Raw genomic sequence first — 22698 nt, forward strand, 5'->3', positions numbered from 1 at the left:
CCAGTGCTTAATGCACTGAGCTTTTTCTTAAGGATTTATCCTTTTTTTAGGCTGGCTGTTTTACGCCATCTTGCGCTTTCGAGTGCTTACCGGAACCTGATTTTTTAATCTTCGGTACAGGCAGAAGATAAGTGGAAAGCGGCAGGAACGTAATAAGTCTAATCGCTGCTGCACACAGGACCGTGACAACGATAAACATTGGTGCTACATAAGCGAAGCTCCAGTACTGTTCAGGCAGATGTCTTGCAAGCAGATACAGGATCATTGGATGAATCAAATAAATTCCCATTGAATACTTCCCAAGGAGTACAAGCGGCTGCCGCACTGCTGCAAACTTTGAAAGCAGCGGGTACATGCCCACAATGGACACACACAGCAGCGGGATGTTTACCAGATTGGTTAATCTGCGGTTTGAAACGTAGCCGACTGTTTTGTACTCAATGACGCATCCAATAGTAACGGCAATTGTAACGAGCAGCATTGTAATCGGTCTTTTAACTGCGAAATCGCGGATGCCTTCCCAGTAATAGGCCATTAATCCTCCGAAAGCAAAGTAGAAAATCCAGACAGGCATAAACGCTTTGCTTGCGATAAACTCTCCAAGCGCCCCGTCGAACGGAGGCTGTATTCCATAAAGGTTATAACTGATAATAAGAGATACGAATGCAAAAACAATTATCAAGGATTGAGAGTTAAAAAGCTTTGCCAGCAGCGGAAAGATTAAATAAAACTGTAATACAATAGAGATGAAATAGAGATGGTAAAAGGACTCGCCTTCCAAAAACGTAATGATTTCTGTAGCTGGATCTGCAATGCCCTTGCCTGTGTACAAATACATCATATAGCGGTAGGCTACACTCCATAAAATAAACGGAATGATAACCTTTGCAAATCTTGACTTAATATATTTTCCAAATTGAAATCCTTTATTACGCACCTGTAAAAACAGCAAAAATCCGCTGATTACTGCAAATATAGGTGTTCCAAATCGTCCTACCTGATTTAAAAAGTGGGAAAACGCATCAAACTTTTCTCCATTCATGCCGTAGTAGGTAGCAGATACATGCACTGCCAGCACCCCCAGGCAAGCGAGGGCACGAAGGAAATGGATTTCAAATAAATAAGCTTTGCCGCTTTTCTTAATAGCCTCAGTTGACATTCTCATATCGCTCCTTTACTGAGTTAGTACTTTCCCATTCTAAACGATATCTGTCTATGTGTGTAAGACAAATTTGAAAAGCATGCTTTCGTACGGGAACCCCATAGAGGTCTTAAGATGGAGTGATGGGGCTGTAAGCGCAACCAATCCCTGATTAAGCATGAGCACAAAGTCATCAGCTTTTTTTAAAAACTAAAAATGATGTGTTAGTCATTAATTGTTCCAGCGATAAAAATCATCAAAAATTTTTATAGGAACAGATATTTACAAAAAATCACGCATTTTGTCGAAACCTGTCGTCCGGAACAAGGTACCCATGACTGGCTGAAAAATTTCTATAGGCTCTCCATCCTGACTTTCCCTCTCGTCCCCGAGCCTATTTTGCATCACAAATTGATTTTTGTCAAAAAAATGGGCGATACTCCTGCCTCGTATCGCCCCTGAAAAATCAACTGTAATTTTCTCTTACATCAGCTGCATCGGAATCCTGCTTATTTGATTTAGGCTTCAGCTTCGGAAAGCCAAACGCAATAGCCAGAAGTCCGCAAACAAGTGTCAGCATCGGGTAGAACGTGTACGGGATGATGCTGAGCGGTGAGGCTTTAACAAGCTGAGCCCCCGCAAGCATCTGAGCCCCATAAGGAATCAGCCCCTGTACGCTGCACGAAAAGATATCGAGAATACTTGCAGATTTTCTGTTATCAATCCCGTACTGATCCGCAATGTTTTTGGCAAGCGGGCCTGCAGTAATGATAGAAATGGTATTATTTGCCGTTGATAGATTTGTTGCACCCACCAGACCGGCAATTCCAAGTTCTGCGCCTCTTTTTGATCGGATATTTTTCGTCATGGCATTTAGAATAAACTGAATTCCTCCATTGTGCTTGATCAGCTCAACCATTCCGCCAATCAAAACAGAGAGGATAATAAGTTCAGCCATTCCTGATACTCCGTCCATTAGCGATTGGGAAAAAGAAAGGATATTGAAGCTGCCATCGGAGAGTCCGATGATCGCGGTCAATACTATTCCCCCCCCAAGCACGGCAACAACGTTCAGTCCTGCCAGAGCTCCAATCAATACTCCAAGGTATGGGAGCATTTTAATGAAATTGAATTCCTTCGTTTCCACTGTGGAATCCATTCCTGCAGAGATCACAATCAAAATGATCGCTGTGACGACTGCTGCCGGCAAAACAATAAAGAAATTCGTTTTGAACTTATCCAGCATTTCTGTCTTCTGGGTTCTGACCGCCGCAATCGTAGTGTCGGATATGAAGGAGAGATTATCTCCGAACATTGCTCCTCCGATAACGGCAGCCACAGCAAGTGCTACAGGGATTTCAGTTTCCCCGCTGATTCCTGCTGCTATAGGGCCAAGAGCTGCGATCGTCCCCATTGATGTTCCCATTGAAAGGGAAACAAACGCTGCAATAATGAACAATCCTGCTACAAGAAAGCTCTGTGGAAAGTAGGTCAGAGCCAGGTTTACTGTCGATTCAACTGCTCCCATAGCTTTGGCCGATTCCGAAAAAGCACCTGCCAGGATGTAAATAAAGACCATAATCATAATATCCGGATGGCCGGCACCCTTTGCAAAGCGCTCAACCTTCGAATTCAGCGTTTCTTTTCTATTCATAAACAGCGCTGCGGCTACTGCGACCAAAATGGATACAACCATCGGCAGTTTATAAAAGTCCCCGGTGATCACACCTGCCGTAATAAAAAGGGCGATAAAAATCAGCAGCGGCAGCAGCGCCAGCGGATTTGCTTTTACTTCACGATTCACGTTCATTTTCCCACCTCGCATCAATTCTGTTCATAAAAAAGACCCCTTCTTATCCTTAAGAAGAGGCCTTAATACACAATAATCAGGACACTCTTCTCATCTTTCAAGCATTTGCTTGCTGGATTTGGCACAGCACTCTTAAAAAAGTCCGCTGCCGAGGCATCGCAGGGCCAGTCCCTCCGCCTCTCGTGATAAGAAGTTCGTAAATTTATGGGCATTTCATAAACAATCTTTTACTACCTTAAGGGCTGCACAAAAAAATGTCAAACCATAATTTTATTTTCTTAAAAAAATATTTACATGCTGTCATTCATGAAAGCCTTACCAAGCCTGCTGCAGCAACAGCAAGGATATATGTTAAAAAAGATGAATAGAAAACAGCAATAATTGCTATTTACTTTCCAGCAAAAGGATTCTTCCATTCCATCAATGCAGCATAATGGCATGATTCTTCATCCTCTAAATAGTTCCCCATGACCTTCAAAGGGGTGCGGCCGCACCTGAGCAAAAAGGTAAGGACCGGATCCTTTAACTCCCCGTTTACAACACCCTCTAAATACTCTTCAGGTTTCAGTTCATCTGACTTTTTATAGTAGCCCGGCATTCTTCCGCCTCCGAGCAAACGATCAAGCTTTTTATGTACAACCAATTCATAGGCAGAAAACATAAGCCAGCTCCCAAGCCCTGCCTTCCGGTATTGAGGTCTTACCCCTATATCCACAACATACAGCGTTCTGCCCTCTGAAACATGGCTGCCGATATAACCCCGGTCCGTCATATCATCCCACGTATGGTCCGGACCTTTCTCGTCATAATCAACTAAAAGGCTCGTCAGGGATCCTGCGAGCACTCCATCCACTTCAATGCATAGAGCTCCTTCCTGAAACAAGCGGATGTGGCTTTGAAGCTGCTCTTTGCTCCACAGGAGCTCGCTTGGAAAAGGAGGAGGAAAGCTCTCCCTCTGAATCCGGATCAATCCATCAAAGTCAGACTCATGATAGTTGCGGATAACAGCAGACTTCGGACCTTGATCATCAAAAACGTAAAATTCTTTTTTATACATTTGCTTTCCCCCCCATAGTTACTTATTTATACCGCGATCAGCAGGAGGGAAAACCTGTGTTTACCGGTCGGATTCAGTGAATGTGACCGCTTTTACTTTCTGTGTGTCTTTCTCGAACTCCACGGTGACGAATAATCCAAACTCCCGGCTGTCCCTGCGCACCCATAGTTTGAATTTCTCTTTGGCGGTCCTTCCTGAATCTTCACGTCCTATATATAAATAATCCAGGAGCTTAGCGTCCGGGTATTTCTTTTTTGCCTCCTGAATGGCAATGCGCGACCATTTAGCATAAGCAGGCTCCTGCTGATGTTCCCTTGCATAAACTTCCTGAGGTTCAGCACCGGCAGACAGCATCAGTGCGGCAAACAAAACAGACAACCATTTTTTCATAATAGACACATCCTTTTTTCTTTTAGGGTTACGCAAAGGCGTAAAAAAAAGACGTGCACCCGGCACGCCTTTTTTATCCAATTTCAATTTGATCCTTCCAGGTCTGATCTAACTGAATTAGCCAATTTTTAATCAGAGTCCGTTTTTGCACTAATCAGTCCAATTACAATCCCGAGAAGTGCTCCATAGGCCACCTCTTCCGGCTGATGTCCCAAAAGTTCATTCAGCTCTTCCTTCTGTTTCACATGGCCCAGACCTGGGAAATGTCCGGAGAGCAATTCGATATCCGCATCAATATCATTAACAAGCTTGGCAATCTCTCCAGTATGACGGCGAATTCCCTGCGCATCATACATAACGATGATTCCGAATACGACGGCCAATGCTGTTTCAACCGATGTACTCCCATTTTTGGCAGCCACATATGTAGCCAATGACGCCACACCTGCAGAGTGTGAACTAGGCATGCCGCCTGTCTGGAACATAGGACGCCAATCCCACTTGCCTGTCAGCCGTTTATGACCAAAAATCTTAAGTCCCTGTGCAATCCCTATTCCTGCTAAAGCTGTCAAAATTCCTCGGTTTCTTATCAATTCCTTCACCTCTCGTGAGATTAGTTTTGGACTGTTCCAACGGGACTATACACGTTTTCAGTTGGTACATACCCTACTTTGGCAGTTTATAAAATCACGCTGGGATTATACGGACCATATATGAGTATGTATGAGAAACCAAGGGCGGATTTCTGCACTCAGTACAGCACAAACACGCTCGGATTTTGTCGAAAAGTCTTTATATGAAAAGTACGGACAATAAAACTGGAAGTATGGACAATAAAATCAGAATACGGACATTAAATCTCAAGTACGGACAATAAAATCAAAATACGGACCATATATGAGTATGTATGAGAACCCAACGGCGGATTTCTGCACTCAGTACAGCACAAACACGCTCGGATTTTGTCGAAAAGTCTTTATATGAAAAGTACGGACAATAAAACTGGAAGTATGGACAATAAAATCAGAATACGGACATTAAATCTTTAAGTACGGACAATAAAATCAAAATACGGACCATATATGCATATATATGACAACCCAAGGGCGGATTTCTCAACTCAGTAAAGCGCGAACACGTTCGGACCATATATAACAAACCAAGGGCCGAGCTATGCACTCAATAAGGTTCAAAATGCTCGGATTTTGCATCTCGCTGGCAAACTTTCCGATCGATCTGAAGGAACGTCGTTCATTAGCTGCCGGAAACAGAGCAAAAAGTGCTCAGAGCAAACTCTGAGCACTTTTCCAGTTGCATTAATCTCTTCAGGAAGTATGGTGCTACGTGTAACTCTCATTTTCCTGCTGACCGCTTTAATTAGAAGCTTCTTGCAGCTTCCTTTGCATTTTCAACTGATTGATTGAAGATTTGATCTGCAGCTGATGGATCGGCTGCCATTCCTTCAGCAAGGATCACTTCAACGTCATTGATGCCAAGGAAGCTCATTACAGCGCGGAAATAGCTTTCCGTATGCTCCATGGATGCAGCAGGTCCTTCAGAATATACGCCTCCGCGAGCTTCGATCAGAACAACTTTTTTATCTCCGGAAAGACCGACCGGTCCATTTTCTGTATATTTGAATGTTTTTCCTGCTACAGCAATGGCATCAATATAAGCTTTCATCAATGGAGGGAATCCGAAATTCCACATTGGTGCAGCGAATACGACTTTATCTGCCTCCAGAAATTGATCAACCAGCTGGGAAAGACGGTCAATTTTGGCCTTTTCCGTATCAGTCAGTTCGTTACCGGACGCAAGTTTTCCCCATCCCCCGAGCACTTCTGCATCGATTAAAGGAAGGTCTGTGTTATATAGATCGAGGGTTTCTACTTGATCTCCAGGATTCTGACTGTTGTATGCATCAAAAAATGCATTGGCCACCCGTGCGGAAAAAGACATTTCGTCGCCTTTTGGATTTGCTTTTACATATAGAATGTTTGCCATTATGATCTCTCCTTAAAATAGTCTTTAATAAAATATCTCAACTTCGAGATTTATTTTAAATCACGTGTACCATTATGTCAACTTGTTTGCATTCCGCTTAAATTTTCGTTCAAAGAGAGAGTCAAATGCCTATCTAAAAGTTTTAAAAAGCACCTATTAAGGGTAAATCCTAACTAAGCTATTGAATGGAAAGGATGAATGAACATGGATCAGCAGCAATTAAGAGAGCAGATTGTGAAGATTATTGACCAAAATAAAATCGGGACACTTGCAACGGTAAAGAATCGCAAGCCGCATTCCCGTTATATGACGTTTTTCAATGAAAATTTGACACTTTATACCCCGACGGATATAGAAACACATAAGGTTGAAGAGATTGACGAGAACCCTAACGTCCACATTCTTCTTGGTTATGACGGCGAAGGTTTCGGTGATACGTTTGTAGAAGTGGAAGGCACAGCTTCAATTGAAAAATCAGAGGAGCTTAAACAGCGTTTATGGGATGACAATATGAAGATGTGGTTTGACGGACCAAACGATGAGAATTACATCATTTTAAAAATTGTACCGGATCAAATAAGACTGATGAATAAAAAAGGCGAGCCGCCTCATACACTGGAAGTATAACTCACTAAAATGGGCGGACAATCCGAGTTGATTGTCCGCCCATTTTGTTATGGAGGTTTTTGATTTGAAAAAAGCGCTGATACTTTACGGCGGACCCGAGTGGCATTCGCCGGAAAGTATGGCCCGATTCTCAGCTGAACATCTGCTGGCTGGCTTTGAAACGGAGCTTTCATCAGATTTGACTATTTTAGAGTCCAGCCGCCTTCATGAATTTGATATCATCATTCCTTTATGGACTCAAGGTGAATTACAAGGTAATATGGAGTCCAATTTAATGGATGCCGTGGAGAAAGGCTTGGGTCTTGTCTCATGGCATGGCCTAACCGGCTCATTCAATAACAGTCTCCTTTTTAAAATGATGATAGGAGGTCTGTTTGTCGGACATCCGGGGAATTTCCTTGAGTATGAGGTGCTGGTTTCAAATGCAGACCCCCTTACTGAAGGACTTTCAAGCTTCTCTGTCTGTTCTGAGCAATATTACATGCTGACGGATCCCAATAATGAAGTCATTGCCCATACTATTGTAAACGGGGGCAATTTTCCTTGGCTTAAAGGAAATGCAATGCCCGTTGCCTGGAAGCGTTCCTGGGGGAAGGGCCGTATTTTTTATCACTCCATCGGACATTATCCAAGGGAGCTTGAAATACCTGAGGTGATGGAGCTAACAATCCGGGGAATACGCTGGGCTGCCAGATGAGAACGTTAGGAGGTGCCAGTCCGATGCTTACCCGCTGCAGTGCAGCATCGGACTGGCACTTTACCTGCAAGAATAATTGCAACACAAGGTTGCTCTTCATTACCGCTTTCTTTGCTCATGCTTATGCTTTTATTAATTCTTTACATGTAATCATTTCTTTTTCAATCGCCGTTACCTTATAGCAACTTCAGGCGGCGCAATGCATCTTGAGGTCTCACCTGGCCCGTTCCTTTAAACAGGGGTCTCTTTCTCATTCATTTGCATTTGTATTGGAAAACTGCAATCTCTAAGGAAAGAGCCTTTTCAAATCGTTAATTGACCAAGCAAAACAGACAAAAAAAAGCTTGAGGCTTTTTCCCCAAACTTTTTTCTGTTACTTTTTCTATGGTAAACTTGCTGCTCATTTCCGCTTCTTTCATTTACTGACAGTAAACCCTGCAAATGGTAATCAATCAGCAGCTTCCTTTCACTTAGCCATTAGGTAAAAGAAGTGGACATCAAAAACTCTTTCGAACGCTCTTCCTTCGGATTGTCAAAGAATTCATCCGGCGTTCCTCTCTCGACGATGCGTCCTTCATGCATATAAATGATGGAATCGGCGACCTCGCGTGCGAAGCCCATTTCATGGGTGACGACGATCATCGTTTTTCCTTCCTCAGCGAGCTGCTTCATCGTTTCAAGCACTTCTCCCACGAGTTCAGGATCCAGCGCGGAGGTTGGTTCGTCAAACAGCATGATGTCCGGTTCCATCGCAAGCGCTCTTGCTATCGCTACCCGCTGCTTTTGCCCTCCGGAAAGCTTACTCGGATATACGTCTGCTTTGTCTTCAAGACCTACTTTTTTCAGGAGGTCCTTACCGATTTGAACAGCTTTTTCCTTGTTCATTTTCTTCACCGTTAGCGGGGCCTCAATGACATTTCCTAACACCGTTTTATGAGGAAAAAGGTGAAAATGCTGGAAGACCATCCCTACCTTTTGCCGTACCTCATTGATGTTGTGCGATTCTTTTTTTACTTCCTCGCCTTCGAGAATGACTTTGCCGCTGTCTCTCTTTTCCAGGAAGTTCAGACAGCGGAGAAGTGTACTTTTCCCTGATCCGCTGGCGCCGATCAGGCATACGACTTCACTTTCATAAACCGTCATATCAATGTCCTTTAATACATGCAGATCTCCGAAGGACTTGTTCAGCTTCTCTACCTTAATCATTTCTCTTTCCGTTGATTGCATAGCTTCCTCCCCCTACCGGTCACTGACAGCCAGTTTTTTCTCAATTCTATTGACGATAAATGTTAATATGGCCACCAGGATTAAGTAATAAACTGCAACAATCAGCAAGTATGTCATTTCATCAAAATTATTGGATCCGAGCGTTGTCGCAACGTTAAATAATTCGTTCATTGAAATAAAGGCCGCGAGTGAGGAATCCTTCAGTCCGATAATGAACTGATTGCCAAGCGGAGGCAATGCACGTCTGAATGCCTGCGGTAGGACGATGCGGCGCATCGCTACAGCTTTGGTCATCCCAAGTGACCGTCCCGCTTCCATTTGCCCCTTGTCAATCGATTGAATGGTTCCTCTGAATATTTCAGCGATATAGGCACCATTGTGGAAGGCAAGCGCAAGCGAAGCGGCCCAGAAATCTGGAAGCAAAAAGATTCCGCTTATCCCGAAATATAAAATGAAAATCTGAACGATTAATGGTGTTCCGCGTACTAAATAAATATAGGCATCTGATATAAACCCGAGCGGCTTAACACCGGATATTTTAAGTAAGGCAAAAAACAACCCGATGACAATCCCAATAAGAATGGAGACTACCGTTAGCTGCAGGGTGAGCAGCATGGCTTTTAAAAAAACATCATAGCTTTCTCCGAATACTTGAAAAAAGTGCGAAAAACTAGGCAATGATCCGACTCCCTCTCTTTATCAGTTAATTTTTATTCCTCTCCTGCAGGTTCTTTTGTAATGTCATCCCCAAAAAACTCCATGCTGATTTTGGCAAGTGTTCCATCCTTGCGCAAATTTTCCAGAGCTTCATTCACCTTTTCTTCCATGAGCGGATTGTTTTCGGGAATAACAACCGCCTGGGCACTCCGTTCAATCAGCTCCTGGCCTGTAATTTCGAATCCTTCTTTAGCAGCGCTGCGGCCAGTTACGAAATCCGTGATTACAGCATCATGCCTGCCTCCACTCAGTGCCTTTAAAGCAGTTATGTCACTATCATAAATTTTTACATTTCCTGTATATTTCTTCGCTATGCTAGCGTATGTAGAACCCTTTGCAGCAGCAACTTCTTTCCCTTCCAGATCCTCTGTTGTTTTTATATCACTATCTTCCCTCGTGAAAATCTGGGGACCCGAGTAGTAATAGGGTGTAGAAAACCGGACATACTTTGCGCGCTGTTCATTAATGGTGTGGCTGGCTACTGCCACATCTGCCCTTCCTGTTTTAACTCCTTCTACAATCCCTTTAAACTTTATTCTTTTCGGAACAGGCTTTAGCCCAAGCTCCTTTGCAATCGCCTTCCCAACTTCCACATCAAAACCGGTCATTGTCATGTCATCCCGGACATAGCTGAACGGTTTAAATTCACCGGAAGCAGCGAAGATAAATTCTCCTTCATTTACAAGCTCAAGGCCATCTTCGCCTTTATCTTTTTCGGCGCAGCCTGTAAGCAATGCTGCCATCATCATGACGGCCATCAGCCAAATCGATACTTTCTTCATTCGAATACCATGGCTCCCTTCTATATTTATTTTGAGTATGACCCAATGGTAGTACATACCCATTTTTAGAATAATTTAATCTTTTCTGACGATTTTACTGGAAAATTTCTCTTTTTTTCTAATCATTTATTGGCTTTTACCGATAAAAAAGAGAGAGATAAACGTTTCCTCTCAAAAGATTCAATATACCAGTGAAAGCAGGGAAGAAGATGAAAGCTGTAGAACAAGTTCAGCAAAAAGACTTAATGAAGAAAAACGTGCTATTGTTTGTTACATTTTTACTATCAATTGGAACCGCTTTCTTTAAAACCTTCAGCTACGGGCACGGTGACAAAGCCCTGTTTTATATGACAGAGATGGTTTCATTTTCTGTCTTGTTTGTTCTTGTATTATTTGTTTTTAGAAAACCGGCACTTTACCCTATCCTGGCTGTCCTGCTTATATCCGGATTCACATGTTCCTCGATCTTTATTATCGGAGCTACGATTGAGTTAATTCCCGTGCTGTTTGTGCTAAGCTTGATTTCAGCTATTCATTTTAATCAAGTGGTGTTTGCGGTCGGATACTCTCTGGGCTTAATAACTTTTCTGCTAAACGCTCTAAACATCCCTCTGACGCCGGAAACGCAGTCACTCATTACAACCTCAGCTCTTGGGTATATTTTATCCGGCATTATTCTTGGAGTCCTGATTTACTTAGCTGCAAGGCTTTCAATACAGATTAGCGTCCTCATGACCGAAACCGAAAGCAGATCATTCGAGCAGGCTAAACAAAAGACTGAGCTTGAGCAGAAGGTAAAAAGTATGATTGGTGATATCACGAAGGTGAACCAACGGATACAGGCCAACCGCATTTCTCAGGAAGAGATGAAGATTGTAATCAATGAAGTGGCTTCGGGCAGCCTTTCTCAAGCTGAGCAAATAGGGGGAATTGCTGAGAATGCCAATCATACCGTGGAATCAATGGAACATTTATTTACCGTATCAACCGGCCTCGAGGGGCGGTCAATGAAAGCAGGTCAAGTAGTAGATGAAAGCCGGGTTCACATGAATGGACTGCATAAAGACATGAATGAATTGGGTAATATTCTTAAAAGCTTAAATCAGACCTTTGAAACCCTCTCCAACACCATCAAAGAAACAAATAGCTTTACGGGCACGATTAAAGGAATTACAGACCAGACCAACCTGCTGGCGCTGAACGCTTCGATTGAAGCGGCAAGAGCAGGGGAAGCCGGAAAAGGATTTGCCGTAGTTGCTGAGGAAATAAGGAAGTTAGCTGACATGAGCAGCCAAACCACCGATCACATTCACCAAAATCTGAATAAGCTCAACCAAAACAATTCCGATGCTTTAAGCAAACTCGGCCAAAGCAGTAAATTTATTAGAAAAGGACAGCAATCAGCAGAAATGGCTGCAGATTCCTTTCAGCAAACAGCTGAAGTATTTGAACATCTGAGCGGTCAAGTCCAGTCCCTAAAGGAACTTGCAAATCAGGTAAAAGGAAAATCCGGTTTAGTGGAAATTTCAACCAGTGAACTCGCCGCTGTCATTGAGCAATCCACTGCAAGTTTGGAAGAAATGACGGCAACGGTAGAAACGCTGAATAACGATAATATATTGATAGCTGAATTAATGGATGATACAGCTGTAAAAGCAAAAAGTATGATTTCCGCCTCATAATGTGCTTGTCCGAGCTGCATAATAATGATACATTCGAAGGAACTGCCTGAGAGAAAACAGCGGGAAGAATGAGCTTGGAGCATACATTCGGAGTACGAAAGAATTGACCGGGAGACTTCTGCAGGGGAAGCGGGACAGGTGAGATCCCGCAATGTCCAAGCCGGGGGGAGACTCACTGCCTTCCCCTGGGTAAGCGACGGCTGCAGGAATCAACAGGCACGTGTAAAAGAACTGGAAAAATATTAAATAATGTTTCCCTAACAAGCTTGTAAATGCGAAACGGAACAATTGGAGGCCTTACCCAATGAAAAAGAATTTAATGTGGGCTGCAGGGATTCTTGCAGGAATTATCCTCTATAGTTTTATTAAAATCGTCTTTTTTGAATAGAGATGAAAATACTATGCGTTAAGAGTGCTCAGACCAAGTAACGGATGCTAGGCACTTTTTAGCGTGCAAACCTCTTATTCTTCCTTAAGGACAGAAGACCCCCGAACGATCATTTCAGCCGGAAACACATACGTACCTATTTTTGCTGAGCGGCCGCTGATTTGCTCATAAAGGAGCTCTCCGGCCATCAGCCCCATTTCATAAGCGGGCTGCTTAATAATGGTAAGAGATGGTTCAGAAAAGGCCGCCAATTCAATGTTATCAAACACTACGAGAGCTAAATCTTTCCCTATTCGGATTTGATGCTTGCGGGCAAATTTCATGATTTCAAAATAGGTCAAATCGTTTCCGGCTATTAATGCAGTTGGACCATTCCCTTCAGCAAACATACTTTCAAGTTCTGTAACCATCGCTCTGATTTCCGTTGACCGAACGAGATGATCATAAACTTTGCCTCCGTGCTTTCTCACTGCTTCTTTAAATCCCTCTATCCGTTCCCGGCGCGGGTAAATGGTTAGTGGAGGGGTAAGGATGGCAAGCTTGCTGTGACCTTCGGCTATTAAATGATGTACTGCCCGGTCCAGCGCATCGCGGTTATCCACCACCACTGTATTTACCTGAATTTCAGCTATTTTTCGATCAGCGAAAACAACCGGATAATTTTCATCTTCCAATCTTTTATAAAGTTCCGTATTTTTCTCTGCTGGGAATATGACCAGTCCATCCACCTGTCTTGCTCTCAAGTTATTGATGTATTTTTTCTCCTTTTCCTGATCATCATAGGAGTTGCAGAAAATGACCTGAATGTCTTTTTCATGAAAATAATCTTCAATGGCCCTGCTCATTTCAGTTGAAACGGTATGCACAATGTTGGCTGCTACAATCCCGATCAGTGAGGTCCGTTTTTGTTTCAGGCTTCTTGCAATGTAATTGGGATGATAGCCAAGCTCATCAATCGCAGCCTTGATTCGGTCCTTCGTTTCCCGGCTCATGTACTCATATCGCCCATTTAGAAATTGTGAGACTGTACTTTTGCTGATCCCTGCAGCCTTCGCTACATCTGCCATCGTTACACGATTCATGTCATCCGCCCTCTTGTCTCTAGATTCCTTCTCTATATTACTGGAGAACCTGTTGATATCCAACTAACAAAAGGACATATCTGCTACCTTACTTGAAACCCCTGTACGATCTCAGAAAACATACGTGCACGGTCTGTAAGCTGAATTAAGCTTTGGGCATCAGCCTCCATTCTCCCATCTGCGAGAGTACTGCCTGCACCCACTGCCGCTGCTCCTGCTCTCATAAAAGCTTCTGCATTATCGAGCCCGATTCCGCCTGTAGGCATGAGCGGAATATGAGGCAGCGGTCCAGCTACAGCCTTCAAATAGTCCGGACCAAGCACATTGGCAGGGAAGACCTTCACCAGGTCTGCTCCTGCTTCATAGGCCGCGAGTATTTCAGTCGGCGTCATTGCACCGGGAACACTGATGACCCCATACCGTTTCGCCATCCGGATTGTTTCGGGATTAATAGTCGGAGAAAAAATGAATTTCGCTCCTGCCATAATGGCTGTTCTTGCTGATTCCGGGTCGAGTACAGTGCCCGCTCCTACCAGGACCTCATCCTGGAACTCTCCTTTCAGGCGCTCAATCACCTTAATTGCTTTTGGATTTTCCATTGTAATTTCCAGGGCTGTTACACCACCTTCTTTGAGAGCCCGTGCAATCGGAATGATTGTTTCAGGATTTGCTCCCCGGATCACGGCAACGACACCGCTTTGCTGAATGGTATTTTTCCTCATTCTTCTTCCTCCTGTTTTCGAATTAAACATGGATTGCATTTGGGCAACTGCCTATAGCTGTTACGCTGCCTTTTCATACTCTATCTGCTTCCCTTACATGAGAATTCATATATTGAACGAGCTGCTCCCTTGATGGATAGCCGTCACTATCACCGATTGATTGCACCGCCATTGCACCAATCGCATTTCCCCTTTTGACACACTCCGCCATTGGAAGCCCTTCCAAAATACCACTTACAAAACCCGCGGCAAAACCATCTCCAGCGCCTACCGTATCCATCACGTTCTCAACCTTGTATCCGCTGACCAGCCCCTTCCCTTCAGCCGATTTGAAAAAGGCTCCCTCAGGTCCAAGCTTGACTGCAACTCCTTTAACTCCCTGCTCCAGATAAAAATCAGCGATTGACTCAGGGTCGCGGGATCCGGTTAGTATGAATCCTTCCTCTTCACCCGGGAGAACAAAATCTGCCTGGAAGGCTGCCAGATTGATTTCTTTGACCATTTCTTCTCTAGAGCCCCAAAGTGCAAGCCTTACATTCGGATCAAACGAAACCGTTTTGCCCGCTTCCTTCATCAGGGTCAGCACTTGATGGGAGAATGCTTTTACACTCGCAGACAAGGCTAAGGGAATTCCGGTTAAATGAAGATGACGGGCTGCCAGGAAATATCCGCTGTTCGCCTCATCAGGCGACATAGTGCTTGCAGCTGATCCTTTGCGGAAGTATTGAACCTCAGGATCCCCTTCTACTGCCTTTGATTTAATCAGGAAGCCTGTTGCATACCGTGAATCTTTAAGGACGCACTCTGTATTTACCCCTTCCTTTTCCAGCCGCTTCATAATAAATTCACCAAATGAATCCTGCCCGATCTTGCTTGCCCATCCGCTCTTGAAGCCAAGTCTGGCAATTCCTATCGCAGTATTCGTTTCGGCACCGGCTAGTGATCGTGTGAAATGCTCTGCATCACTTAGCGGTCCCGCCTCATCGGCTATAAACATGGCCATCGCTTCTCCGAACGTGACAACATCCAATGCTTTCATCCAATCCACTCCCCTTTTTCATCATGATATTTCGGAACCGAAACGTTTCTCCCGTTTGCACCTAAAGGAAAAACACATAAACACTAACCCCGTACTAAATCGGTTTAGTAAATAGGTATAAACTTAGCTTACTATGTTGTAAGCGCTTTTACAATGTACTTCTCAGACTATTTATCTACCCTATGGATTTAACAGCATCTGTACATTGTAAAAATCAAAAAAGCCCTTGCGCACGCCGCGCAGGGCACCTGTTCAGCTGCTCATCTCAGCTGCTTCTTTTCTGAAAAAACTCTTCATTGCATGGAAGACATCGGCTTTTTGCTTGAGGATATAATAGCGGAAATGTTCATTGGTGATATTTTTGTATGCGGACATCAGCGTTGAATGACGGTTATACTGGTTAACCTCTCCGTAACCGAACATATTGGACACCTTCATGAGATCACCTACAAGCTTGACGCACCTGGCATTATCAGAAGTAAGGTTGTCGCCGTCTGAAAAATGAAAAGGATAGATATTGTAGCGTGAAGGCTGGTATTTTTCATCGATGATCTCCAGAGCTTTCCTATAGACCGATGAACAAATCGTTCCGCCGCTTTCTCCTTTATTGAAAAATTCTTCCTCTGAAACAACTTTTGCTTCGGTGTGGTGGGCAATGAATTCAATTTCCACGTGCTCGTATTTTGTCCTTAGAAACCTTGTCATCCAGAAGAAAAAGCTCCTGGTCATATACTTTTCCCATAGGCCCATACTTCCGCTTGTGTCCATCATCGCAAGCACTACGGCCTTCGATTCAGGCTTGATTACTTCATTCCACGTTTTGAATTTCAAATCCTCCGGATAAATCGGGTAAAATTGCGCCTTTCCTTTCATGGCATTTCGCTTATATGCAGACATCATTGTACGCTTTTTATCTATATTTCCCATAAGGCCAGTTTTCCGGATATCATTAAATTCAATATTTTCAACAATGCTGTCTGCCATTTCCTTGCGTTTAAGATTTGGCAGTTCAAGCTCTTTAAACAGAGCTTCCTGGAGCTCCATTAACGAAACTTCCGCCTCATAATAATCTTCCCCTGCCTGATCTCCTGCTCCCTGTCCCTTTCCAGGCCCCTGTCCCTGCTGTGATCCATCCCTTGCAACTACGTCTCCCACCTGGCTATCGCCGTCACCCTGGCCTACATGTTTGTTTTTATCATAATTGTATCGAATCTTATATTCATCGAGTGAGCGAATTGGAATTTTCACTACGTTTTTACCATTTGACATAATGATGCTTTCCTCTGTAATCAGGTCAGACAAATTTTTCTTAATGGCTTCCTGAACCTTTTCCTGATGCCTCTGCTGGTCGTCATAGCCTTTGCGGTGGAGGGACCAATCTTCATTTGAAATGACAAAGTTGCTAGCGTCTCCTTTTGACATATTCCCCTTCCCCTCCAAACTTTTTTAAAAAAACTTTCTGGCTTTCTTCACCGATGATTGATCTGCTGCATATGATGGCGGTGAATGTAATTCTACCCGTTGGCTGAAATTTTGAGATTACTCTATCCTATGCGATGGATATGGATAATTGACAAACAATTATGAAAATTGGGCATCCCTTGCAGAATGATTAGACAAGGGTATTTGGCAATCATATGGGCAGATTTTATCCACAAGAAAGTTTTTCTCATCAAAAAAACCCTTGCTTCCCAAAGCAAGGGTTTCTACATATTATTTTTCCTTTTCTTCTTTATGCTGATCCGGATCCGGTGTCTTGCCGGATTTTTTCACTTCCTGATTCGTTTTCATATGCTCCATGATTTTAGATTGTTCCACCAGATCGTCCATATCGCGGACACTAGAACTCTCTTTTGATTTATTAGGATTCTTTTGATCCATGAGTATCACTCCTCGGATGAGTATATAAAGTGTTTACCCGGTTAGGCAGCAGTTAAAACAGATGGCTGCTGCTGAGGATTGTTTTGCCTGGATGAATCAGCAGCTTATATACGCAAAATAGGATCTAATCCAATTTTGCTGGTCCCCTGCTGCCGGTTAGCGCCGCCTCGCCTGTCGCTTGGTAATGCTGTGGTTACAAGCCTTGCCTCCGTCCCCCGCCCTGCTAAAGCATTAAACCTCCGTCCCCTTCCTGAACGGAACCTTGCAGCACAAGGGGCGTAACAGTCTTTGCTCTGTCCCTGATATTGCGAAAAAAAGGGGACGGAGGCTGCCTCCGACCCCAATTATGTCTACTGGCTTCCCTCCGTCCCCCAATCATCATAAGCATTGGGAGAGAAGGGAAAAGGGACATCTGCCTCCAGCCCCCGGTGCTTTCCCGCAACGGGGGACGGAGGCATGCATAACCAACCCCGGCGCTTTCCCGCGACGGGGACGGAGGCATGCATAACCAACCCAGGCGCTTTCCCGCGACGGGGACGGAGGCACAAAAATAACCAATCCCGGACCTTCTCTATCCGCCCAACTCAAAAAAGCCGGGTTTCCCCGGCTCGCGTTCTTTATCTGTTCAGCAGACTCCCTACATACCTGAGCAGTTCGTTCGCAGAGGTAGAATTGTAGCCATGCTCGTCAATCAAACGCTTGACGACTTCGTTAACCTTCTTCAGCTGCTGCTCATCCGGAGTCTTGGATGAGGTCGTAATTTTAACAACGTCCTTCAGATCCGCAAACAGCTTTTTCTGAATTGCTTCGCGCAGTCTTTCGTGGGAATTGTAATCAAAGCGTTTTCCTTTGCGTGCATAAGCGGAGATACGGATCAGGATTTCTTCGCGGAATGCTTTTTTCGCATTTTCAGAAATGCCGATCTGCTCCTCGATCGAACGCATTAATTTGTCGTCCGGATTCATTTCTTCACCAGTGAGCGGGTCACGCAGCTTATTCTTGTTGCAGTATGCTTCAACGTTATCCAAATAGTTTTCCATGAGGGTTTTTGCAGACTCTTCATAAGAATACACAAACGCTTTTTGTACTTCTTTTTTCGCAATGTCGTCATACTCTTTACGGGCGACGGAAATGAAGTTCAGGTAACGCTCCCGGTCTTCCTGTGAGATGGAAGGATGCTGGTCAAGCCCTTCCTTTAATGAGCGGAGAACATCGAGAGCATTGATCGACGGATTCTCCTTCCGGATGATGGTTGAGGATATCCGGTTGATCACGTAACGGGGATCAATGCCGCTCATTCCCTCATCCTGGTATTCTTTTTTCAGGTCTTCCAGATCTACTGAATTGTAGCCTTCCACGCTTTCCCCATCATACAGTCTCATCTTTTTCACTAAATCGATGTCCCCGCGTTTTGCTTCCTTCAGCCTTGTCAGAATAGAGAACATCGCAGCTACTTTCAGAGTGTGCGGCGCAATATGGACATCGTTTACGTCACTTTCGCTGATCATTTTATCGTAGATCCGCTCTTCCTCTGTCACTCTCAGGTTATACGGAATCGGTATAACGATGATTCTTGAGTGAAGAGCTTCATTTTTTTTGTTGGAAATAAAGGATCGGTATTCCGTTTCATTCGTATGCGCTACGATTAGCTCGTCAGCGCTGATTAACGCAAACCGTCCTGCCTTAAAATTCCCTTCCTGCGTCAGGGACAGCAAGTGCCATAAGAATTTCTCATCACACTTCAGCATCTCCTGGAATTCCATCATGCCGCGGTTTGCTTTATTAAGCTCTCCATCGAAGCGGTAGGCGCGCGGGTCCGATTCAGAGCCGTATTCGGCAATGGTCGAGAAATCAATGCTTCCCGTTAAATCTGCAATATCCTGGGATTTCGGATCGGATGGACTGAACGTGCCAATTCCTACCCGCTTATCTTCCGAGAAAAAGATACGTTCCACAACAACATCTTCAATCCGTCCGCCATATTCCTCCTGAAGTCTCATCATATTAAGCGGAGAAAGGTTTCCTTCAATCCGGATTCCGTATTCCTCATAAAAATCCTGCCGCAAATGATGCGGGATTAAATGCAGGGCATCCTCATGCATCGGGCAGCCTTTTATGGCAAAAACCGAGCCGTTATCTGTATGGGAGTACTTTTCAAGCCCTCTCTTGAGCATCGTGACTAGGGTGGATTTCCCGCCGCTCACAGGACCCATCAGCAGGAGAATTCTCTTCCTTACATCCAGGCGTTTTGCAGCCGGATGAAAATACTCTTCTACAAGTCTTTCAAGTGCTTCCTCAAGACCGAAAAGCTGCTGATCAAAAAATTTGTACGTTTTAACGCCATTCACTTCTTCAATTCCAAAGTCTTTGATCATATTATAAACCCGAGAGTGAGCAGATTGGGCAACGTATGGACGGGTTTTCAATATCTCCAAATATTCTACGAAGGTTCCTTCCCATTTTAAACGCTCTTCATCTTCTCTGTACCTTTCGATCTTCTTTAAGATATCCATAAGGACCTCCTTCATCTTTGGTGCTTCATAGAGATTATTAAACTTTATGAAGAAAGGAGGCTTATCATTCTTGTTTTTCTGATTGTGTGCCAAGCAATCGATATGACTGAAATTTATGAAAAAGGGAGAAAAAGACAGCGAATACAATTCACAGCGCTTACATAATGCCGTATAATTGAAAGTATCCGCTTGGACTACTACCTTTAGGAGGGCTTTTATGAAGACCGCACTTATGCTAGGTGTCTGCATTACGTTCCTCGTCTCCATTTTTACAGCAGGATATAACGATAAACCGAAAATCCGCAAATAAAAAAACGGCCTTCACCAGGAAGGCCGTTTTCTTCATGTTAGATCAAGGTAATTCTGCTGACGCAGTGCTTCGTAAACCAGGATGGCTGCTGTATTGGAAAGGTTGAGGGAACGGACATGCTCCGTCATTGGAAGCCGCAGGCACCGATCCATGTTTTCATCGATAAGATCTCTTGGCAGTCCTGTTGTTTCCTTACCAAAAACAAAGAAATAATCTTTCTGCAGATTAGAGTAATCAAATACGGTATGAGCCTGCTTGCCGTGCTTCGTTAAAAAGAAAAATTCTCCTGCAGCATACTCATCAAACAACTCTTCCAGTGAATCATGATAGCGCACATTTACATGCTCCCAGTAATCCAGACCGGCGCGTTTCAGCATTTTATCATCCGTTGAAAATCCGAGCGGGCGGATCAAATGAAGGACTGTATTCGTTGCTGCACATGTACGGGCAATATTCCCTGTATTGGCAGGAATCTCTGGCTGATACAATACTACGTGTAATCCCAAAATGGTCACCTCTATTAAATTTCAATCCCAATCATTATACCACGCTTTAGCTTTTCTCAGAATCGTCCTGTATCCGGTAAAACGAATAGCGGATATTCGGTGTATAGGCAGTTGAATCCTTGTACGACCAGTACCTCATCCGGCTGTTTGAGGTCTGGGCATTCACAAGGGGCATATTGTTTTTATCTTTAGCGACGACGAACGTTGTGTGATCAAAACGGCCGTCCCCTTGGAAATCATAGCAAACCACATCTCCCGGACGAAGCTCTTCGGCGGAGCCGGCCTTTACTGCACGGAGCCCTGCTTTTGAACGCGGCAAAAACAAATTCATCGAATGGGCAACCGCCCAGCTGTAGCTCCATGCGTTATTCTGCATCCACCAGCCAGTCCCTTTGCCGGGATACCCTCTCATCTGGGCTCCGCCGCTATGAAGACATTGGGAAACAAAGTTTGTGCAATTTACCTCGAAATTTTTATATCGATTATTATGGCTGTTCCACCAGCGCTCCGCATATTGAACCGCCGCCATCCGGTCATACATGAAGCCTTTTCTTTCTGACGGTTCTGTATTCGATAGGGGTGCATCGTCAGTTTCTGATGGGCGGCTTACTTCCTGGTCCTCTAACACTTCTTTGTCTGTCATCAAGGCGAAGCGGCGTCCTATTTTTTCTTCCATATAGAAGGAATCATCATTTTGAATGAGCCATCGCTCATGAAGAAGATAATGAACGTGCTGAAGATCGCGCTGCTCCTCAATACCGGTTACTTTAATCCTTGAACTCCCTTTGACAGCCATCGTTTTCCGTTCAATCAGTTCCGCCGCTTTCCTTTCAAGTGACTGCTTTTCAAGATCCTGCAAATATGGAAAGTGCCTCGCCTTTCCATTTACTATATAATCCAGCCGGCCTTCTGCAGCCGTTCTTAGCAGTTCTTCCATTCCGATCCCCCGCCTTCCATTCTTCTTTTCTAGAATATGAATGGAAAGCCTGCGGTAGCCGTAATTTTCAGTATTTCAAATGAAAGGAGCACCTGACTTGAACGATAAACCTGGTGTACTAAAAGAGTCAAAACATTTAAGGCCTTACCGATTGATCCCCGTCAGCCGTAAATGGCGCCTGTTAATGGCAATCCCAGTTATAAAGGATGTTTTTAAAGTTTTTATTTACCAAATCATTCTTCGAAATGAAGAAATTCGCTACACCAGCATCTCCCCACATTAGATCAATTCGATCATCTGTATCAATCTGAATCAGGGTAATCAGGTGATTTTCAAAGCCTTCTGTCTCATCTCTCGGATCATATTGGGTAAAAAACGGATACCCGCCCAGTTTGTGCCCCTGGCCGGATAAGGCTTCCCAAAGAACTTCTTCAATTTCAGGTTCTTCCTCCAAATCGATTTCTGCTTTTTCAAACCGAAAATCACAGGAGGAGATCGTTTCTGCCGACTTTTCAAAGGAAAGGACCGCTTCTCCCTCTATAGGAAAATCTTCCTCTCCGCTGCTATGTAAATAGGAAAAATCCGTTACGATCTTTTCAGCATCAAGGATTTCTTCATGATAAAGAATTCTAAAGTTTTTTTGGCTTGCAGGATAATCAAAGTCTAAGCCGTATACGTCATCATTTGAAGAGAGATAGAATTGGAGGATGCCGCGCTCCGGGAAGTCTTCAAGCCTGGGGACTTCGCTGAAATTGATTTGTGATATTAGTTTCAGTGGCTGTCCATTTTCATCTGCAGGATGTTCAACGTTTTTGGGAAGATAAGGGAAACCACCGAATTTACTTTGATTGAGACTCCCACGGCTAAAGCCGCAAGCCCTACCTTACGGTGTGACGGGTGGGATTCTTGAATGACTAAACGTTCGCAGTCCATTTCTGTTTTGAACAGCCTTCAAAACAGGGGCATCTCATTGCCCCTCCTAAGACAGTGCATTTAGCATCTTAGGCTGGTTGACTATGACCGCCAACCACAGGTGCATAGCGAATATTCATTGCACCAACTACATCTCTATGTTTTTCGAATCCGCACTGACACTTATATTTCCTGTCTATGGCTTTATTTTTTTTTGAACATTTCGGACAAGTTTGACTCGAGTAGGCGGGATTCACATATTCAACTTTAATAC

The 22698-nt window shown here is 44.0% G+C and carries 21 protein-coding genes, 1 pseudogene and 1 riboswitch; of the genes and pseudogenes, 3 read left to right on the forward strand and 19 right to left on the reverse strand.

Features of this window, described 5'->3' with window-relative positions; translation table 11 throughout:
* Positions 1-46 precede the first annotated feature (46 nt).
* The 6 genes from ACQCV8_RS18785 to ACQCV8_RS18810 all read right to left on the reverse strand — a co-directional run bounded on the left by ACQCV8_RS18785 (position 47) and on the right by ACQCV8_RS18810 (position 6402).
* Entirely contained in the window at positions 47-1159 is a 1113-nt protein-coding gene (locus ACQCV8_RS18785; RefSeq protein ID WP_426846993.1) for an acyltransferase, read from the reverse strand.
* Positions 1160-1607: 448 nt separating this feature from the next.
* Positions 1608-2951 (reverse strand): Na+/H+ antiporter NhaC family protein, encoded by a 1344-nt coding sequence (locus ACQCV8_RS18790; protein WP_426846994.1) that lies wholly within the window; start codon positions 2949-2951, stop codon positions 1608-1610.
* Between the two features lie 87 nt (positions 2952-3038).
* Positions 3039-3143: riboswitch (SAM riboswitch) on the reverse strand.
* A 196-nt stretch (positions 3144-3339) separates the two neighbouring features.
* Complete coding sequence (locus ACQCV8_RS18795; RefSeq protein WP_426846995.1) at positions 3340-4008, reverse strand: GNAT family N-acetyltransferase; 669 nt, start codon at positions 4006-4008, stop codon at positions 3340-3342.
* Between the two features lie 60 nt (positions 4009-4068).
* Entirely contained in the window at positions 4069-4398 is a 330-nt protein-coding gene (locus ACQCV8_RS18800; RefSeq protein WP_426846996.1) for a DUF3889 domain-containing protein, read from the reverse strand.
* Positions 4399-4526: 128 nt separating this feature from the next.
* The gene (locus ACQCV8_RS18805) at positions 4527-4991 is read right to left on the reverse strand and encodes a divergent PAP2 family protein (protein WP_426846997.1); all 465 of its coding nucleotides are present in this window, start codon (positions 4989-4991) and stop codon (positions 4527-4529) included.
* Positions 4992-5775: 784 nt separating this feature from the next.
* The gene (locus tag ACQCV8_RS18810) at positions 5776-6402 is read right to left on the reverse strand and encodes an FMN-dependent NADH-azoreductase (protein ID WP_426846998.1); all 627 of its coding nucleotides are present in this window, start codon (positions 6400-6402) and stop codon (positions 5776-5778) included.
* Positions 6403-6606: 204 nt separating this feature from the next.
* Between ACQCV8_RS18810 and ACQCV8_RS18815 the strand changes: the two genes are divergently transcribed.
* Positions 6607-7029 carry a pyridoxamine 5'-phosphate oxidase family protein gene (locus ACQCV8_RS18815; RefSeq protein WP_426846999.1) on the forward strand — a complete coding sequence of 141 codons (423 nt, stop codon included), beginning with the start codon at positions 6607-6609 and terminating at the stop codon, positions 7027-7029.
* A gap of 64 nt (positions 7030-7093) precedes the next feature.
* Positions 7094-7726, forward strand: a complete 633-nt coding sequence (locus tag ACQCV8_RS18820; protein WP_426847000.1) for a ThuA domain-containing protein — start codon at positions 7094-7096, stop codon at positions 7724-7726.
* Positions 7727-8203: 477 nt separating this feature from the next.
* On the opposite strand, the gene ACQCV8_RS18825 is transcribed toward ACQCV8_RS18820, so the two are convergent.
* From ACQCV8_RS18825 to ACQCV8_RS18835, 3 genes are read right to left on the reverse strand one after another with little or no spacing between them, the layout of a single operon-like run.
* Positions 8204-8953: an amino acid ABC transporter ATP-binding protein gene (locus tag ACQCV8_RS18825; protein WP_426847001.1), complete on the reverse strand. Its 750-nt coding sequence runs from the start codon at positions 8951-8953 to the stop codon at positions 8204-8206.
* Positions 8954-8965: 12 nt separating this feature from the next.
* Positions 8966-9631, reverse strand: a complete 666-nt coding sequence (locus tag ACQCV8_RS18830; protein ID WP_426847002.1) for an amino acid ABC transporter permease — start codon at positions 9629-9631, stop codon at positions 8966-8968.
* Between the two features lie 32 nt (positions 9632-9663).
* A complete protein-coding gene (locus ACQCV8_RS18835; RefSeq protein ID WP_426847003.1) occupies positions 9664-10452 on the reverse strand; it encodes a transporter substrate-binding domain-containing protein in 789 nt (262 codons plus the stop codon).
* Positions 10453-10661: 209 nt separating this feature from the next.
* On the opposite strand from ACQCV8_RS18835, the gene ACQCV8_RS18840 reads away from it, so the two are divergent.
* A complete protein-coding gene (locus ACQCV8_RS18840) occupies positions 10662-12134 on the forward strand; it encodes a methyl-accepting chemotaxis protein (RefSeq protein WP_426847004.1) in 1473 nt (490 codons plus the stop codon).
* Positions 12135-12596: 462 nt separating this feature from the next.
* On the opposite strand, the gene ACQCV8_RS18845 is transcribed toward ACQCV8_RS18840, so the two are convergent.
* From ACQCV8_RS18845 to ACQCV8_RS18890, 10 genes and pseudogenes are all read right to left on the reverse strand, one after another.
* On the reverse strand, positions 12597-13604 hold the full coding sequence (locus ACQCV8_RS18845; protein WP_426847005.1) for a LacI family DNA-binding transcriptional regulator: 1008 nt from the start codon (positions 13602-13604) through the stop codon (positions 12597-12599).
* Between the two features lie 83 nt (positions 13605-13687).
* The gene (locus tag ACQCV8_RS18850) at positions 13688-14326 is read right to left on the reverse strand and encodes a bifunctional 4-hydroxy-2-oxoglutarate aldolase/2-dehydro-3-deoxy-phosphogluconate aldolase (protein ID WP_426847006.1); all 639 of its coding nucleotides are present in this window, start codon (positions 14324-14326) and stop codon (positions 13688-13690) included.
* 73 nt (positions 14327-14399) lie between these two features.
* Positions 14400-15365, reverse strand: coding sequence for a sugar kinase (locus ACQCV8_RS18855; RefSeq protein WP_426847007.1), 966 nt, complete (start codon positions 15363-15365; stop codon positions 14400-14402).
* 252 nt (positions 15366-15617) lie between these two features.
* Positions 15618-16787, reverse strand: a complete 1170-nt coding sequence (gene yhbH, locus ACQCV8_RS18860; RefSeq protein ID WP_426847008.1) for a sporulation protein YhbH — start codon at positions 16785-16787, stop codon at positions 15618-15620.
* Between the two features lie 291 nt (positions 16788-17078).
* Complete coding sequence (locus ACQCV8_RS18865) at positions 17079-17246, reverse strand: hypothetical protein (RefSeq protein ID WP_426847009.1); 168 nt, start codon at positions 17244-17246, stop codon at positions 17079-17081.
* A gap of 617 nt (positions 17247-17863) precedes the next feature.
* Complete coding sequence (locus tag ACQCV8_RS18870) at positions 17864-19759, reverse strand: PrkA family serine protein kinase (RefSeq protein ID WP_426847010.1); 1896 nt, start codon at positions 19757-19759, stop codon at positions 17864-17866.
* Positions 19760-20101: 342 nt separating this feature from the next.
* Positions 20102-20584, reverse strand: a complete 483-nt coding sequence (trmL, locus tag ACQCV8_RS18875; protein WP_426847011.1) for a tRNA (uridine(34)/cytosine(34)/5-carboxymethylaminomethyluridine(34)-2'-O)-methyltransferase TrmL — start codon at positions 20582-20584, stop codon at positions 20102-20104.
* A 37-nt stretch (positions 20585-20621) separates the two neighbouring features.
* Positions 20622-21512: an amidase domain-containing protein gene (locus tag ACQCV8_RS18880; RefSeq protein WP_426847012.1), complete on the reverse strand. Its 891-nt coding sequence runs from the start codon at positions 21510-21512 to the stop codon at positions 20622-20624.
* Between the two features lie 181 nt (positions 21513-21693).
* Positions 21694-22344, reverse strand: a pseudogene (locus ACQCV8_RS18885) (YwqG family protein); the annotation flags it as partial.
* Between the two features lie 169 nt (positions 22345-22513).
* Positions 22514-22698, reverse strand: a 185-nt coding sequence (locus ACQCV8_RS18890; RefSeq protein ID WP_426847013.1) for a zinc ribbon domain-containing protein, incomplete at its 5' end; no start/stop codon positions are given.

Origin of the sequence: Metabacillus sp. 84, assembly GCF_050107715.1 — a bacterium.
GTDB lineage: Bacteria > Bacillota > Bacilli > Bacillales > Bacillaceae > Metabacillus_B.